At 66.1% G+C, this 14,714-nt stretch carries 14 protein-coding genes; 9 read left to right on the plus strand and 5 right to left on the minus strand.

From position 1 onward, the window contains the following. The first annotated feature begins 75 nt into the window (after positions 1–75). The 5 genes from hmgA (at position 76) to HOP51_RS00195 (ending at position 5,717) form a co-directional block, all read left to right on the plus strand. Positions 76–1,386, plus strand: a complete 1,311-nt coding sequence (gene hmgA, locus HOP51_RS00175) for a homogentisate 1,2-dioxygenase (RefSeq protein ID WP_234271932.1) — start codon at positions 76–78, stop codon at positions 1,384–1,386. A 72-nt stretch (positions 1,387–1,458) separates the two neighbouring features. Further along, positions 1,459–2,478, plus strand: coding sequence for a fumarylacetoacetate hydrolase family protein (locus HOP51_RS00180; RefSeq protein ID WP_234271933.1), 1,020 nt, complete (start codon positions 1,459–1,461; stop codon positions 2,476–2,478). A 10-nt stretch (positions 2,479–2,488) separates the two neighbouring features. Further along, a complete protein-coding gene (gene maiA, locus HOP51_RS00185; protein ID WP_234271934.1) occupies positions 2,489–3,133 on the plus strand; it encodes a maleylacetoacetate isomerase in 645 nt (214 codons plus the stop codon). A gap of 155 nt (positions 3,134–3,288) precedes the next feature. After that, positions 3,289–4,509, plus strand: a complete 1,221-nt coding sequence (locus HOP51_RS00190) for a multidrug effflux MFS transporter (protein ID WP_234271935.1) — start codon at positions 3,289–3,291, stop codon at positions 4,507–4,509. Next, a complete protein-coding gene (locus HOP51_RS00195) occupies positions 4,506–5,717 on the plus strand; it encodes an MFS transporter (RefSeq protein ID WP_234271936.1) in 1,212 nt (403 codons plus the stop codon). Before HOP51_RS00190 ends, HOP51_RS00195 begins: the two co-directional genes overlap by 4 nt. Here the strand turns inward: HOP51_RS00195 and HOP51_RS00200 are convergent. The 3 genes from HOP51_RS00200 to HOP51_RS00210 all read right to left on the minus strand — a co-directional run bounded on the left by HOP51_RS00200 (position 5,712) and on the right by HOP51_RS00210 (position 8,155). Next, positions 5,712–6,107, minus strand: coding sequence for a SpoIIAA family protein (locus HOP51_RS00200; RefSeq protein ID WP_234271937.1), 396 nt, complete (start codon positions 6,105–6,107; stop codon positions 5,712–5,714). The genes HOP51_RS00195 and HOP51_RS00200 overlap by 6 nt on opposite strands. A gap of 175 nt (positions 6,108–6,282) precedes the next feature. Beyond that, entirely contained in the window at positions 6,283–6,474 is a 192-nt protein-coding gene (locus tag HOP51_RS00205) for a DUF2783 domain-containing protein (protein ID WP_234271938.1), read from the minus strand. Position 6,475: 1 nt separating this feature from the next. Further along, positions 6,476–8,155 (minus strand): FAD-dependent monooxygenase, encoded by a 1,680-nt coding sequence (locus tag HOP51_RS00210; protein ID WP_234271939.1) that lies wholly within the window; start codon positions 8,153–8,155, stop codon positions 6,476–6,478. Between the two features lie 103 nt (positions 8,156–8,258). Here HOP51_RS00210 and HOP51_RS00215 point away from each other — a divergent pair, with 103 nt between their 5' ends. The 4 genes from HOP51_RS00215 (at position 8,259) to HOP51_RS21130 (ending at position 10,576) form a co-directional block, all read left to right on the plus strand. Further along, positions 8,259–9,044 (plus strand): helix-turn-helix transcriptional regulator, encoded by a 786-nt coding sequence (locus tag HOP51_RS00215; RefSeq protein ID WP_234271940.1) that lies wholly within the window; start codon positions 8,259–8,261, stop codon positions 9,042–9,044. Positions 9,045–9,126: 82 nt separating this feature from the next. Next, entirely contained in the window at positions 9,127–9,459 is a 333-nt protein-coding gene (locus tag HOP51_RS21120) for a chromate transporter (protein WP_234271941.1), read from the plus strand. A gap of 1 nt (position 9,460) precedes the next feature. Further along, positions 9,461–9,856 (plus strand): hypothetical protein, encoded by a 396-nt coding sequence (locus HOP51_RS21125; RefSeq protein WP_338073026.1) that lies wholly within the window; start codon positions 9,461–9,463, stop codon positions 9,854–9,856. A 78-nt stretch (positions 9,857–9,934) separates the two neighbouring features. Further along, complete coding sequence (locus HOP51_RS21130) at positions 9,935–10,576, plus strand: chromate transporter (RefSeq protein WP_234271943.1); 642 nt, start codon at positions 9,935–9,937, stop codon at positions 10,574–10,576. A 455-nt stretch (positions 10,577–11,031) separates the two neighbouring features. On the opposite strand, the gene HOP51_RS00235 is transcribed toward HOP51_RS21130, so the two are convergent. Both HOP51_RS00235 and HOP51_RS00240 read right to left on the minus strand, forming a co-directional pair. Beyond that, positions 11,032–12,087 carry a TRAP transporter substrate-binding protein gene (locus HOP51_RS00235; RefSeq protein WP_407061766.1) on the minus strand — a complete coding sequence of 352 codons (1,056 nt, stop codon included), beginning with the start codon at positions 12,085–12,087 and terminating at the stop codon, positions 11,032–11,034. Between the two features lie 80 nt (positions 12,088–12,167). Continuing rightward, positions 12,168–14,513, minus strand: coding sequence for a cytochrome P450/oxidoreductase (locus HOP51_RS00240; protein WP_234271945.1), 2,346 nt, complete (start codon positions 14,511–14,513; stop codon positions 12,168–12,170). Between the last annotated feature and the right edge of the window lie 201 nt (positions 14,514–14,714).

Consider the following 14,714-nt stretch of genomic DNA (forward strand, 5'->3'; position numbering starts at 1 on the left):
CGGCAGCACCCGATGACACGCCGAAGACAACGAGTCATCAACAGGACGTTGATGTTGATAGAGAGGAGCCCCGACATGACGACCCAAACGCTCGAGTACCAGAGCGGCTTTCGCAACCACTTCGCCAGCGAGGCGCTGCCCGGCGCCTTGCCGGTGGGCCAGAACTCACCCCAGAAGTGTACCTACGGCCTATACGCCGAACAGCTGACCGGCTCGGCCTTCACCGCGCCGCGCCATGAGAACCTGCGCAGCTGGCTCTACCGCATCCGCCCCTCGGTAGTGCAGAGCGCCTATACGCCGCTGGAGAATGGTCGGGTGGCCACCTCGCCGCTGGCCAGGCCCGCCGCCGATCCCAACCAGATGCGCTGGGATCCGCTGCCGATTCCTGCCGAGCCCACCGACTTCGTCGACGGCCTGCTGACGATTGCCGTCAACGGCGATGCCGGCACCCAGTCCGGCTGCGGCGTTCACGTCTACGCCTTCAACCGCGACATGACCGAGCGCTTCTTCTACGACGCCGACGGCGAGCTCTTGATCGTGCCTCAGCAGGGCACCCTGCGCCTGCGTACCGAGCTCGGCGAACTCGAGGTCAAGGGCGGCGAGATCGCAGTGATTCCCCGTGGCATGAAGTTCCAGGTACGCCTGGCCGAGGGAAGCGACGCCGCCCGCGGCTACGTCTGCGAGAACTACGGCAGCCCCCTGGAGCTGCCTGGCCTCGGTCCCATCGGCGCCAACGGCCTGGCCAACCCACGCGACTTCGAGAGCCCCGTGGCCGCTTTTGAAGACGTAGAGGGCGACTTCGAGCTGGTGGCCAAGTTCTCGGGCCGCTTCTGGGTGACCAAGCTCGGCCATTCGCCACTCGACGTGGTGGCCTGGCACGGCAACTACGCGCCCTACAAGTATGACCTCGCGCGCTTCAACACCATCAACACGGTGAGCTTCGACCACCCCGATCCCTCGATCTTCACCGTGCTGACCTCAGCCTCCGACACCCCGGGCATGGCCAACATCGACTTCGTGATCTTCCCGCCGCGCTGGATGGTGGCCGAGAATACCTTCCGCCCGCCCTACTTCCATCGCAACCTGATGAGCGAGTTCATGGGGCTGATCCATGGCGAGTACGACGCCAAGGCCGAAGGCTTCCTGCCCGGCGGCGCCAGCCTGCACAACTGCATGTCGCCCCACGGCCCCGACGCCGACACCTTCGAGAAGGCCTCCAACGCCGAGCTGACACCGCAACGCCTGGATGCGACCCTGGCCTTCATGTTCGAGAGCCGCTACGTCTACCACCCGACCGAAGCGGCGCTCAACGCGGATATCCGCCAGCGCGACTACGTCGACGTGTGGTCGACGCTGCGCTCGCACTTCGATCCCAAGCAGCCCTGAAGGCTCGAGAAACGAAACGCTGAACCGGACGGGGCCGACGAGCCCCGCCCCTGACGAAAGGATTGCGCCAAGATGAAACTCGCCACTTTGAAAAACGGCCGCGACGGCGAACTGCTGGTGGTCTCCCGCGACCTGACCCGCGCCGTTTCCGCCACCGACATCGCCGCCACCCTGCAGCAGGCCATCGAGGACTGGGACGCCGTCAGCCCCAGGCTGGAGGCGCGCTACGCCGAACTCAACGACGGCAGCGCCGCCGGCGCCTTCCCTCTGGACCAGAGCAAGCTGCACTCGCCGCTGCCGCGCAGCTATCACTGGGCCGACGGCTCCGCCTACCTCAACCACGTCAAGCTGGTGCGCCAGGCGCGCAACGCCGAGATGCCGGAAACCTTCTGGACCGACCCGCTGATGTACCAGGGCGGCGGCGACAAGTTCCTCGCCCCCACCGAGGACATCGAGGCAGTCAGCGAGGAGCACGGCATCGATTTCGAGGGCGAGATCGCGGTGATTACCGACGACGTGCCCATGGCGGTCACGCCGGAACAGGCCGCCAGCCACATCAAGCTGATCATGCTGGTCAACGACGTCAGCCTGCGTGGGCTGATCCCGGGCGAGCTGGCCAAGGGCTTCGGCTTCTTCCAGGCCAAGCCGGCCTCGAGCTTCTCGCCGATCTGCGTTACCCCCGACGAGTTGGGCGACGCCTGGCAGGACGGCAAGGTCCACCTGCCGCTGACCGTGCATCTCAACGGCGAGAAGTTCGGCGAGCCGGAAGCCGGCCCGGACATGATCTTCAGCTTCCCGCAACTGGTCGCGCATGCGGCCAAGACCCGCTACCTGGGCGCCGGCGCCATCGTCGGCTCGGGTACCGTCTCCAACCCCGATCCCGATGGTGGCCCCGGCAAGCCGATCGCCGACGGCGGCGTGGGCTACAGCTGCCTGGCCGAGGTGCGCATGGTCGAGCAGATCCTGCATGGCGCGGCCAAGACGCCGTTCATGCGCTTCGGCGACCGGGTACGCATCGAGATGTTCGACCGCCAGGGCAACAGCATCTTCGGCGCCATCGACCAGCAGGTGGTGAAGTACCAGGCCAAGTAAGGAGTCACCCATGACGACGCTCTACGGTTACTTCCGCTCGTCGGCGGCGTATCGCGTACGCATCGCGCTCAACCTCAAGGGTCTGGCGTACGATCAGGTGCCGGTCAACCTGGTCAAGGGCGAACAGCGCTCCGAGAACAGTCTTGCCCGCAATCCTCAGGGGCTGGTGCCGGTACTCGAGACCGATGACGGCACCCAGCTGACCCAGTCGCTGGCGATCTGCGAATACCTGGAGGAACGTCACCCCGAGCCGCCGCTGCTACCGGCGGACGCCGAGGGTCGCGCCCGGGTGCGCTCGCTAGCCCAGATCGTCGCCTGTGAGATCCACCCGCTCAACAACCTCAAGGTGCTCAAGTACTTGGTGCACGAGCTGAAGCTGGACGACGACGCCAAGCTGGCCTGGTATCGCCACTGGATCGCCGAAGGATTCACCGCGCTGGAGGCGAGACTGGCGAACGAGCCCGCTACCGGGGAGTTCTGCCACGGCGACAGCCCGACCCTGGCGGATCTCTGCCTGGTGCCGCAGGTGTTCAACGCTGAGCGCTTCGAGTGCGATCTCTCCGCATATCCAACGCTCCGGCGCATCACCGAGCGCTGCCGCGCGATGGACGCCTTCACCAAGGCCGCCCCGGGCGAGCAGCCGGATGCGGGTTGAGCACAGCCGCGCTATTTAGGCTATATTAAGCAAGCTAACGACTGGCGGGCGCCGTCCCTCCCTGTTCTAACCTGGAGCGGGAGAAGCGGCGCCCGTCGGTCGTTGTCTTTCGCTCCCGAGCGCCCTTCGAGACGCCCTTCGAGAATGAGGTCAATGTGCTGAGGCTGAAATCTCCTGCCACGGTGATTACCCTGGCGGCCCTGACTGCGCTGGGCCCGCTGGCCACCGACATGTATCTGCCGGCCATGCCGGCCATGGCCGAAGCCCTCGACACCGGCCCCGACCAGGTGCAACTGACTCTGAGTCTGTACATGGCAGGCTTCGCCGCCGCCCAACTGTTCTGCGGCCCGTTCTCCGACCGCTTCGGGCGCAAGCCGGTGATGGTGTTCGGCTTCAGCCTGTTCCTGCTGGCGAGCCTGCTGTGCGCCTTCGCGCCCAGCATCGAATGGCTGCTGGCCGGGCGCTTCCTGCAGGCATTGGGCGGCGCCACCGGTCCGGTGCTGGGCCGTGCCGCGGTACGCGACATCTATGGCCCCCTCGAGGCCGGGCGCATCCTCTCTTACATGGCCAGCACCATGTCGCTGGCGCCGGCCCTGGCGCCCATCGTCGGCGCCGGGCTACTGCTGTTCTTCGGCTGGGAATCGGTATTCGTGCTGTTGGCGCTCTACGCCGCCGTAATGCTGCCGCTGTTAATCCTGGCGCTGCCGGAGCCGCTGCCACCGGAGCGACGACAGTCGATTCACCCTGCGGCCATCTTCGGCAACTTCCGCATGCTGCTCGGCCAGCGCATCTTCATGGGCTATACCCTGACCAACTCGGCGGCGTTCTCGGGCCTGTTCGCCTATCTCTCGGGCTCTTCGTTCGTGCTAATCGAATTCCTTGAGGTTTCGCCCTTCCAGTATGGCCTGTTCTTCACCCTGATCGTGGCCGGCTTCTTCACCGGTACCCTGCTCAGCGGCCGCTACAGCCATCGGCTGGGGCGCGAGCGCCTGGTCGGTCTGGCCAGTCTGACCTGTGCGCTAGGCGGCAGCCTGATGGCGATGCTGGCCCTGTCCGGGATATTCGCCGCTTGGGCCGTGGTTGGTCCGCATGTGCTGTTCATGATCGGCATGGGCGTGTTGATGCCGCAATCCATGACCGGCGCCCTGGCGCCCAACCCACACTGTGCCGGCTCGGCGTCGTCGCTGTTCGGCTTCCTGCAGATGACCATCGCCGCACTGGTAGGCGGCGCGGTCGGCCAACTGCACGACGGGACCTCACGCACCATGGCGGTGGTCGTGGCACTGGGTGGCCTGTTGGCCGTGGCGAGCTTCCTGGGATTGGTCCGACCCGCCGAACGGGCCATGGCCCAACAGGCACAAGGAGCCAAGCATTGAATGCCACGGCTGCACCGCCCCGCCTCGTCATTCTGCTGCTGGCATTGGCCGGCTTCGCCAGCATGGCCTCGATGCGCGTTACCGACGCCATGCTGCCGGCATTGTCGCAGGCCTTCGCTCGGCCGGTGGCCGATGTGGCGCAGAACATTACCCTGTTCGCCATCGCCTACGGCGTGATGCAGCTCGCCTACGGTCCGCTGGGCGACCGCCACGGCACTCTGCGGGTGATCGGCCTGGCCACCCTGGCCTGTGCCGTGGGCGCGTTGGGCTCGGCGCTGGCCGAGTCGCTGCCCATGTTGCTGCTGTTCCGCACCCTGAATGGCGCCACCGCAGCGGCGATCATCCCGCTCTCTATGGCCTGGGTGGGCGACAACGTGCCCTATGAGCAGCGCCAGGTCACTCTGGCTCACATGCTTTCCGGTGCGGTGTTGGGGCTGATCTCGGGGCAGGTGGCGGGCGGTTTCCTGGCCGACACGCTGGGTTGGCAGGCGGCGTTCATGCTGCTCACGCTGCTGTTCCTCGGCGCCGGCGGGCTGCTGCTCACGACCCTGCACCGCCAGCCGCAGCTGTCGCCACCCAAGGCCGACCAGGGGCGCATCGCCTTCTTCTCGCGCATCCGCGAGGTGCTGCTGATTTCCCGCGCCCGGCGCATCCTGGCGCTGGTGTTCCTGGAGGGCATCGCTGCTTTCGGCGCGCTGGCCTTCGTTGCCAGTCATCTCTATACCAGGCTTGACGTCTCGCTGACCCAGGCGGGGCTGATGGTGGCGCTGTTCGGCGTGGGCGGGCTGATCTTCGCCGCCCTGGCGCGACCCCTGGTGGCCCGGCTGGGCGAGCCGGGCCTGGCGGCGGGCGGCGGCGTGCTGATGGGGCTAGGCTTCATCGGGCTGGCACTGGCTTCGCTGCCAACTCTGGCTACCGCCAGTGCCTTCGCCGCGGGGCTCGGCTTCTACATGATGCACAGCACGCTGCAGATCAATGCCACACAGATGGCACCCGCCATGCGCGGCACCGCCATGGCGGTATTCGCCGGCTGCCTGTTCCTTGGCCAGTCAGTGGGCGTCAGCCTCGGCGGGCTAGTGCTGCGCCTGGCCGACAGCCTGTGGCTGCTGGCCGGTGCCGGGCTGTGGCTGCTGGCCCTGGGGCTGGCCTTCGCCTGGTTGCTGCGGCAGTGGCACGGCGAGCGGGCCACTGCCGCCATAGCCTCATAGCCCGCCGTTGATCAAATCGCCGCGAAAGCCGGCGACCCAGCGCATGGCCTCCTCCAGCTCACCGGCATGGAAGAGGCGCGCTTCGGTATTGGGGAATAGCTTGCCGGCCAGCTTGGTGGTCGTCTCGATCCAGCGCTTGTCGGCGATCACTGCGGCACGCTTGAAGCGGTGGTACTCGCCAAGCTTGCTCATGGCGTAGGCCAAGTCGCGCAGCAGGGCGCCGGCCGTCATATGGTCGAAGTCGGTCATGTCCGCCAGCACGCCGATATGCTCGTTGTACTCGAGCTTCGACTCGATGGCAGGGATCAATACGTCGTAGTCCGCGCTGTGCAGCGTACCCGAAATACGGAACGCCGCCACGTACTCGGGGGCCGGTAGAATCTCTATCATCGTCTCTCCCTCCTTCATGTCTGCCCGGTTGCGTCCTTGCCTTATTCATACGGCAGCATGGACCTGCGCGGGTTCCCGTGCACGCCGGTTTCTCAACGCAGCGTTCGGCGCGTCGGCGAAGCGGTGACGGCACTGCTGGGGCAGGAAGCCACGGCATGATTCGTCTTTGCGTTAGCTAGCGGCCTCCACGCCGCGCTTCCTCGAGGGCGGCCATGACCCGCTCGATATCGCCTACGCGGTGGGCCAGCGCCAAGGCCAGTTGGGCCAGAAAGAGCCGCTCCTGAGCCTCGGGCAGGGCATCCAGGGTCTCGGCCAGCGTTTCGTAGACTCGCTCCAGGTCGGCAAAGGGCAGTGTGGTATGGGTCATGTCATTCTTCTCCCAAGGCAGTGGCGAAGGCGAGCTCGAAACCGGTAGGGTCGAGGCGCTTCCAGCGCGCCGCCACGTGGCGGTCGGGGCGCACCAAGTAGGCGCTGCCGGCCTCGGCGCCATAGGCGGCAAACAAGCCACCGTCGCTATCCACCAGTGCGCCCTCGGCTCCCGGCTCGCGGGCCACGCACAGCAGCTCGACGGCCTGGCCCCGGGCTTGCAGCGCGGCCAGCCGCTCATCTAGCGCGGTGTCAACGTCGCCATCCCTACTGAAGTGCAACAGGGTAAAGCCGCTGCCCAGATGATCGAGCAGGTAGTCATCCTCGCCCAGTCGGCGGTTAGGCAACGGTGCGCCGGGGATCGGCCCGACGTCGAAGCCGGCATCGTCGCGCAAGGTCAGCGGGCTCTCGGCGTAGCTGTAGGGCGTGACCTGGCGCGGGTTGGCGAAGCCGCTGGTATAGTCGTTATGTAGCGCCAACGCCAGGGCAGCGTCGCGCATCAGCCGGTAGCCCCGGCTCGGCGGCGTCATGAAGCGGGTGCTCTTGCCGGCATTGGCGAAGACATCCAGCGTGGCGCCGCGGCGCTCCGGGCTGTAGCTGTCGAGCAGTCGATTCGGCGCCAGCCCCTTGAGCACCCAGGCCAGCTTCCAGCCGGCGTTGGCGGCGTCGGCCAGTCCGTTGTTGAGGCCGCGCACGCCGAAGATCGGCACCAAGTGGGCGCTGTCGCCGATGAACAGCACCCTTCCGTGTCGATAATCATCCAATGCCAGGGTGTAGGCCTTGTAGAGGCTCCACCATTCGAGCTCCCAGTCGTCACCCTCGCCCAGCACCTCGCATACGATCAGGCCCACCCGCTCGCGGATACTCGTCTCTGCCACCGCTTGGCCCGGATCTTCCTCGGGGCCGAGCTGGTAATCGATACGCCAGATGTCGTCGGGCTGCTTGTGCACCAGGAGGGTGGTATCGGGCAGGGCGCGGGAGTGAAAGAAGGCGCGCCGCTCGGTGGGAAAGTCGGAGCGCAAGCGAATGTCGGCGATCACGTAGCGGCCCTCGTAGGCCTCGCCGTGCAGCGCCAGGCCGAACGCCTTGCGCACCACGCTACGCGCGCCGTCGGCGGCCAGCAGGTAGTCGCACTCGAGGCAATAATCTCCCTCCGGGGTGGACACTTCGAGGGTCACGCCACTCTCATTCTGGACCACACCGGTCACCACGCTCTGCCAGCGCAGCTCGACAAGCTCGCTCTCGATGGCCTTGTCGATCAGAAACTGCTCGATGTACTGCTGCTGCAGGTTGATCATCGGCAGGAAGCGCTCCTGCTCGGAGTGGGGCATCTCGAAGCGGAAGATCTCGCGGTCGCGAAAGTAGGTGCGGCCCTGGGTCCAGCCCAGGCCCTTCGCCACGAAAGGGGCGTCGACGCCAAGCTGCTGCAGGATCTCCAGGCTGTGACGGGAGATGCAGATCGCCCGCGAGCCGTCGTTGACGGTGGCCTTGTCGTCGAGCACCACGCTCTCGATGCCGTGGCGCGCCAGCTCCAGGGCGGCGGTGACGCCCACCGGACCGGCACCGACGATGGCCACCCGATGACGCACCGCCCGGCCATCCAGCTCAGGAGGACGAACGAAGGGAAAGTGGGGATAATCGAAATAGAGCGAGTCGGTCTCGGCGCGTCCGGCGGGTCGCATGGCGGCTCCAATTGGCGTTGTGTCTAGCGACAGACTACCCCGGGAGCGACCCGGCCGGTGTCCCGTAAAAGCCGGGACAGTACGCGGCGAGAGGCAGCGACGAATGAGCGAAACCAGCAACGAGCAAATCACCGGCTGGCCGGGGCTGATGCCGGCCATGGCCGAGTGCGTGGCGCGACTGGGCGAGGCAGGCTTCGACGAGGCGTTGCTGGCCCTGCTGCGCCAGGCGGTGGGCATCGAGCAGTGCATGGTGTTCGCCTTCGATGGTCGCGACGATGTCGACTGTCTGTTGGCGGCCAACCGGCGCTCACCGCGGGTGGCCGGCCGCCTGGCGGAGCTCTACACCGGCGGCCTGTTCCGCCAGGATCCCAACTACCAGCGCCTGCACCAGTTGATGGCTGACGAGGGCGAGAAGACCGACACCGAAATCACGCCGATGCAGGCTGACGCCATGCCGGAAGCCTATCGCAGCCACCTGTTCGCCTTCCCCGACCTGGTCGACAAGGTCTCGCTGACCCTGCCCGGCGAACAGAGTGTCTATTATCTCAATCTCTACCGTGGCAGTGAGGCCGGCCCCTTCGCGCCCCACGACCTGGCGCGACTGGATGCCCTGGCGCCGCTGCTGGCCAGCCTGATGCGCCGCCACTACGCCCAGGCCAGGCCCGTCTCGTCGCAGCGGGCGAGTCCCGAGGAGTCGGCTATCCTCGCTCCGCTCTCCGAGCGCGAGCGCCAGCTCTGTCTTTATCTACTGCGCGGCCATACCCTCAAGACCGCCGCCGCCGAACTCGATATCGCCCTCTCCACTGCTGAAACCTACCGCAAGCGTGCCTACGCCAAGCTCGGCGTGCCCTCCAAGGCGCGGCTGGTGGCATTGTGTCGGCGGCGGTGAATACGCAGTTACAGATTCCGTCATCTTGAGCAGTTAGGATAGGCTTGACCTCGATTCGAGCCCTGCCCTGACTGGAGACAGCATGCCACCGCCCCTGCCACACGACGTTCCCTTCCGCGAGGCCTTTCGCGTCTGGCTGCGCATCGCCCTGCTCAGCTTTGGCGGCCCGGCCGGGCAGATCGCGGTGATGCATCGCATCCTGGTCGAGGAGAAACGCTGGATCGGCGAGCATCGCTTCCTGCACGCGCTCAACTATTGCATGCTGCTGCCGGGGCCTGAGGCGCAGCAGCTGGCGATCTATATCGGCTGGCTGATGCACCGCACCAAAGGCGGGCTAGTGGCCGGCACGCTGTTCGTGCTGCCCGGTTTCATTGCCCCTCCTGGCGCTCAGCTACCTGTATGCCGCGCTGGGTAATATGGGCATGGTGAAGGGGCTGTTCTTCGGGTTGAAAGCGGCGGTGCTGGCCATCGTCATCAACGCAGTGGTGTGCATTGGCAAGCGCGCGTTGCGCAACAATGTGATGCTGGGCATTGCCGCGGCCGTATTCCTGGCGACCTTCTTTCTCGACATCACCTTTCCGCTGATCATCCTGGGCGCGGCGCTGATCGGTTTCGTCGGCGGCAAGGCCGGCTCCCCGCTGTTTCGTGTCGGTGGCGGACATGGGCCAGAGGGTGCGAGCGGCCTGGCCGACGGCGACTCCCTGCTGGGCGCCGAATTACCCGACCACGCGCAGCCCAACCGTGCCTGGTCGCTCAGGATATCGGCTATCTGCCTGACGCTGTGGCTGACGCCGGTGGTCCGCTGCTGCTGACGCTCGGGCCGGATAAGGTTTTCAGCCAGATCGCCACCTTCTTCAGCCAGATGGCGGTGGTGACCTTCGGCGGTGCCTATGCGGCTGAGCTACGTGGCCCAGGCCGCGGTGCAGAACTACGGCTGGCTGGCCCCGGGAGAGATGCTCGACGGCCTGGGCATGGCCGAGACAACGCCTGGCCCGCTGATCCAGGTGGTTCAATTCGTCGGCTTCATGGGTGCCTTCCGCGAAGCCGCCCCCCTCGACCCGTGGCTGGCCGTCACCCTGGCGGCAATCCTCACCACCTGGGTCACCTTCGTGCTCTGCTTTCTGTGGATCTTTATCGGTGCCCCCTACGTGGAGCGCCTGCGCGACAACGCCGCGCTGAGCGGCGCCATGACCGCCATCACCGCTGCCGTCGTGGGCGTAGTACTCAACCTGGCGGTGTGGTTCGGCCTACACGTGGCCGCCCTGGTGCTGTCGGTGGCAGCCCTGCTGGCGATCTTCCGCTTCGGCGTAGGCATGCTCAAGGTGCTGGGCGCCTGTGCCCTGGCCCGGCGTGCTGCTGTCGCTGTGGTGATCGCCGACTGGCGACGTCAAGCCGTCTCGACCAGCCGCTCGAAGGCCGCGGCGTTGGGGCAGAAGGCACGGCACTCGTCGATCCCGGCATCGCGGCGCATGGCGCCCCAGCAGTGGCCGGCCACCGGGCAGGCGTTGCAGTTGCCGCGCAGGCTCGGGTAGCTGGCATGCTCGGCGACGCTGGCCTGCTCGAGGCCGAAGCGCTGCAGCATGGGCGGCATCAGGGTGTCGGCCGGCACGAAGGCGCGAAAGCCGCCACTGTCGAGGTGGCGTGCCATCTCACGTTCGAAGGCGGGTTCCAGCGGCATTTCGAGGTCCCGCAGCATCTCACTGTAGACCTGTGGTGATTCCGCCTCGATCTCGCGTACCAGCCGCCGGGTGGAGGCGCGATAACTGCCTTCGCAGAGACGGTTCCACCATGTGTTCTTGACTGCCTGGGACATGCTGTTCTCCCCTAATGTGCGTTTGTCCCAGTATCGGCCCACGAACGCTCGGCAACATTGACCAAGGTCAAAATAGTTTCATTTGAAACTTAAATCGTGCCGACCATGACGCAGCGAGCACGGCCGGGCCGTGCTCGCATGCGTGGAGAATATGAGCGAGGGAAAGATCGCAGGTTACGCCTCGGGATCGGTCACCTCATCGGCGGAGAGCCCCTCCTCGCCTTGGGCGGCATCCAGTTGCTCGAAAAAGTAGGCGTGGGCGGCCTCACCGTCGACTCCCTTGGCGCCGGCCGCTTCCATCCAGGCTCCCGGCAGGTCGGCGGCCATCTCCTGGAAACGTTCGATCTCCTCGGCCGGCAGCTCGATGAAGGTGTTGCCCTGCTGCTCGGCGAACTCGATGCCGCGCACGTCGACCACGTCCATCATGTAGCCGAACAGCCGCGAAAGCTTCTCGCCGGAAACGTTCTGGATCGCCTCGCGATCCTCGTCGGAGAGCGACGCCCAGGTATCCGGATTGATCACCAGCGAGAAGCTGCCGCGATAGAAGCCACCCGGCATCTGCACCGTATAGGGCAGCACCTCGGCCAGGCGGAAGCTCTTGAGGCCCTCGAGTGTGAGCATGGCCCCGTCGACTACGCCCTGGGTCGCCGCTTCGTAGGTACTGGCTGGCGGCAGCGCCACGCCAGTGAGCGCCAGCGCATTGGAGATGTCCCCCATCACGCCGCCGCCGATACGCACGCGCTTGCCGTTCAGATCTTCGAGGCTGTCGATCGATGCATTGAGGAACAGCGAGCCCGGTCCGTGCACGCCCACGCCGATCACCTCGACGCCGCGATGCTCGCCGGCCTCGGCGAAGTACTCGTTGTGGGTGCGCCAATAGGCTACCGAGGCGGCTTCCGAGGAGAAATCCTCGAAGGTCGGCAGCTCGGGCAGCTTGGTCAGCTCGAAGCGTCCCGGCATCAGGCCGTGGAACAGCCAGGTGACGTCGGCCACGCCATCGGCGATCAGCTCCATCTGGGCGTTGGGCGGTCCCATGTCGTGTACCACGTTGACGGTCACGCGCCCCTCAGTGGCGTCTTCCACCCACTTGCCCCAGGTCGGCCAGACGATGGAGTTGACGCCGTGGTTGGGGCCAGCCCAGGTGCTCACCGTCAGTTCGGTGGCCGCGGCGCCCTGAAAGGCGCCCAGGGAGAGTGCGGTCAGCGCGGTCAGTGTCGTGAGCTTGTGCATCTTCATTTTCATTGTCGTTCCTCATGAGTCCCGGTTGTCAGGGTTAGCGTACGTCTTGCGTGTTGTGGTTGTGTTGGGGATTAGAGGGCCAGCACCAGTTTCTTGCCCTTGGCACGTGAGCAACAGCTCATCAGCCGGTCCTGTCCAGCACGCTCGGCGGCGGTGAGAACCTTGTCGCGATGATCAATCTCGCCCTCCACCACCTCGACCTGGCAGGAGCCGCACAGGCCCTCTTCGCAGTCGCTGGGCACGTCGAGGCCGGCGGCACGCAGGGCCTGCAGCAGGGTGCGATCCGCGGCCACCTCGACGGTAAGCTCGGAGTCGGTGAGTTCGACCTCGAAGGCATGCTCGTGCTCCGGGTCCAGCAGCGCGCCTTCGGCAGTGAAGTGCTCCATGCGCAGGCTGCCTTCCGGCCAATGGTTGGTGCCGGCCTCGAGTGCCGCGAGCAGGCGCTCGGGGCCGCAGGCATAGAGCAACGTGCCTGCGCGGGGCTCGGCGAGCAGGCCGGCGAGATCGAGCCGTTCACCCTCCTCCTTGCGGTAGAGATGCAGCGCTTCGCCATGGTCACGTTCGAGGCGTTCGACAAAGGCCATGCTGGAGCGCGAGCGACCGGCATAGTGCAGTTCAAAGGGCTTGCCCAACCGCTTGAGGCGATCGGCCATGGCGATGATCGGCGTGATGCCGATGCCGCCGGCGATGAGCACGTGGCGATCGGCCGTCTCGTCGAGGTGGAAGTGGTTCTTGGGCCCCCGCAGCCGCAGGGGCATGCCCGGTTTCAGGTGCTCGTGGATCCAGGCCGAGCCGCCACGCCCGGCCTCCTCGCGCAGCACGGCGATCTGCAACCAGTAGGGATCCTCCACCTCGCCGCACAGCGAATACTTGCGCACATAGTCGCCCACGATCAGGTCGACGTGGGAGCCGGGGCTCCACTCCGGCACGCGACGCCCATGTGGATCCTCCAGGGCGATCTGCAATACGCCTTCGGCCGCCGTATGCACCTTGGCAACCACCATTTCCCGGGCGATGTCCTGACGCGAAGGCGCCCCGACAGGGAAGTCGCGCTGGGCGTCGCGCACCGCCGGGTCGCGGCGCTCTGGATTCTGCGCCGGGTCCCAGCGCACCCACAGCGCCTCGGGACCACGGAAGGAGGTATTGGGCAGAAAGGTGAACTCCTGCTCCTCGAGTTCCAGGTGCGGCAGGCGCCGGGTGAACTCCTCGAGGAAGATACGCATCTCCATGCGTCCCAGGTTCTTGCCCATGCACTGGTGGCTGCCGTAGCCGAATGTGAGGTGGTCGACGGCGTTGTCGCGGTAGATGTCGAGCTCGTCGGGGTTCTCGAAGTGGGCCGGATCATGATTGCCCGAAGCGGTGACCATCAGGATCTTGCCGCCCTCGGGGATGATCACGCCGTCCAACGATACCTCGCGGGTGGCAATCCGCCGCCAGGCCACCACCGAGCCGGAGTGGCGTAGACACTCCTCGGCCGCGGCGGGAATCAGCGCCGGGTTGTCGCACAGATCGGCCCACACCACGGGGCGCGACAGCAGTTGGCGGAAAGCGTTGGCAGTGGCCAGCGCCGTGGTCTCGTGGGCGGCGACGATGATCGCCATCATCATCGAGTGCAAATAGTTGTCGGTGACGACATCCGGCTTGTGCCGGTTCTTCTCGATCATGTCGTACATCCAGCCGTGCCCCTCCGACCGGGCCTGCATCTTTCTCAACACCTCGCCGGAGTACTGCCAGAACTTGCCGACGCCCTCGGCCACCTCGACCTGCTGCTCCGGCGAGGGGCGCCCCCAAGTATTGAGCGTATGAGCGACGGAGAAGCGCCGCAGTTGCTCCATGTCCTCCTCGGGCACGCCGAGGAAGTGCAGCGCCACGGTGAGCGGCACCTCCCAGAACATCTCGGCGACCAGGTCGGCACGGCCGCGGTCGATGATGGCATCGAGCTTCTCGCGCACCAGACGGCGCACCATCGGTGCATGGGCCTCCAGCGCCTCGGGCGTGAAGGCCTCCAACAGCTCGCGGCGCCGCGCCATGTGAGCCGGCTCATCCTCGTTCACCAGGGTACGGTTCATGCCGTAGTCGTAGCGCTTGAGCACCGCCAGGGCCTCGTCGCTCGCCGGGGTGATCTTCTCCAGCGCGATCGACGGCGAAAAGGTGAGGTTGTCGCGGAAGATCGCCTTGATGTCGTCGTAGCGGCTTACGACCCAATAGCCGAGCCGGGGGCTGTAGAACACCGGTTCCTGCTCGCGGGACCAGCGCAGCGCCTCGGCGGGGTCGAGCTGGTAGGGGCGGCCGAAGGGATCGAAGGCCGCCGCCTGGGGCGACACAGGGCAACCGTTGGGCGCCATCGACGGTTCACTGGCGGCATGGAAAGGGCAGCCGCCCGCACCGGTAGCGTTCCGCTGTGTTGCTGATGTCATGATGCCTCCCGCGTGGCTGTCGCCTGGAATCGTTACTGTCATGCGTGGCTGAGCTTACTGCCGAGCCTATTTACTTTTATCGCACACTTGGTATCGTTTAACGACACACGAAAGAAAACATAGGCAGTTTGTCCGGGGACGTCAATCCCCGCCGGCTGCGCTACCCTGCTTTGCCACCATCAATTCGAGAGATGCCGTTCG

This window comes from Billgrantia zhangzhouensis, from assembly GCF_021404465.1.
GTDB lineage: Bacteria > Pseudomonadota > Gammaproteobacteria > Pseudomonadales > Halomonadaceae > Halomonas > Halomonas zhangzhouensis.

Coding starts and splice junctions, on each gene's coding strand:
- HOP51_RS00205 (WP_234271938.1), bottom strand. CDS start 6,474: ATGACCCATACCACACTGCCCTTTGCCGACCTGGAGCGAGTCTACGAA.
- HOP51_RS21130 (WP_234271943.1), top strand. CDS start 9,935: ATGCGGCTGAGCTACGTGGCCCAGGCCGCGGTGCAGAACTACGGCTGG.
- HOP51_RS21125 (WP_338073026.1), top strand. CDS start 9,461: ATGGGCATGGTGAAGGGGCTGTTCTTCGGGTTGAAAGCGGCGGTGCTG.
- maiA (WP_234271934.1), top strand. CDS start 2,489: ATGACGACGCTCTACGGTTACTTCCGCTCGTCGGCGGCGTATCGCGTA.
- HOP51_RS00180 (WP_234271933.1), top strand. CDS start 1,459: ATGAAACTCGCCACTTTGAAAAACGGCCGCGACGGCGAACTGCTGGTG.
- HOP51_RS00235 (WP_407061766.1), bottom strand. CDS start 12,087: ATGCACAAGCTCACGACACTGACCGCGCTGACCGCACTCTCCCTGGGC.
- HOP51_RS21120 (WP_234271941.1), top strand. CDS start 9,127: ATGCCACCGCCCCTGCCACACGACGTTCCCTTCCGCGAGGCCTTTCGC.
- HOP51_RS00200 (WP_234271937.1), bottom strand. CDS start 6,107: ATGATAGAGATTCTACCGGCCCCCGAGTACGTGGCGGCGTTCCGTATT.
- HOP51_RS00210 (WP_234271939.1), bottom strand. CDS start 8,155: ATGCGACCCGCCGGACGCGCCGAGACCGACTCGCTCTATTTCGATTAT.
- hmgA (WP_234271932.1), top strand. CDS start 76: ATGACGACCCAAACGCTCGAGTACCAGAGCGGCTTTCGCAACCACTTC.
- HOP51_RS00240 (WP_234271945.1), bottom strand. CDS start 14,513: ATGACATCAGCAACACAGCGGAACGCTACCGGTGCGGGCGGCTGCCCT.
- HOP51_RS00215 (WP_234271940.1), top strand. CDS start 8,259: ATGAGCGAAACCAGCAACGAGCAAATCACCGGCTGGCCGGGGCTGATG.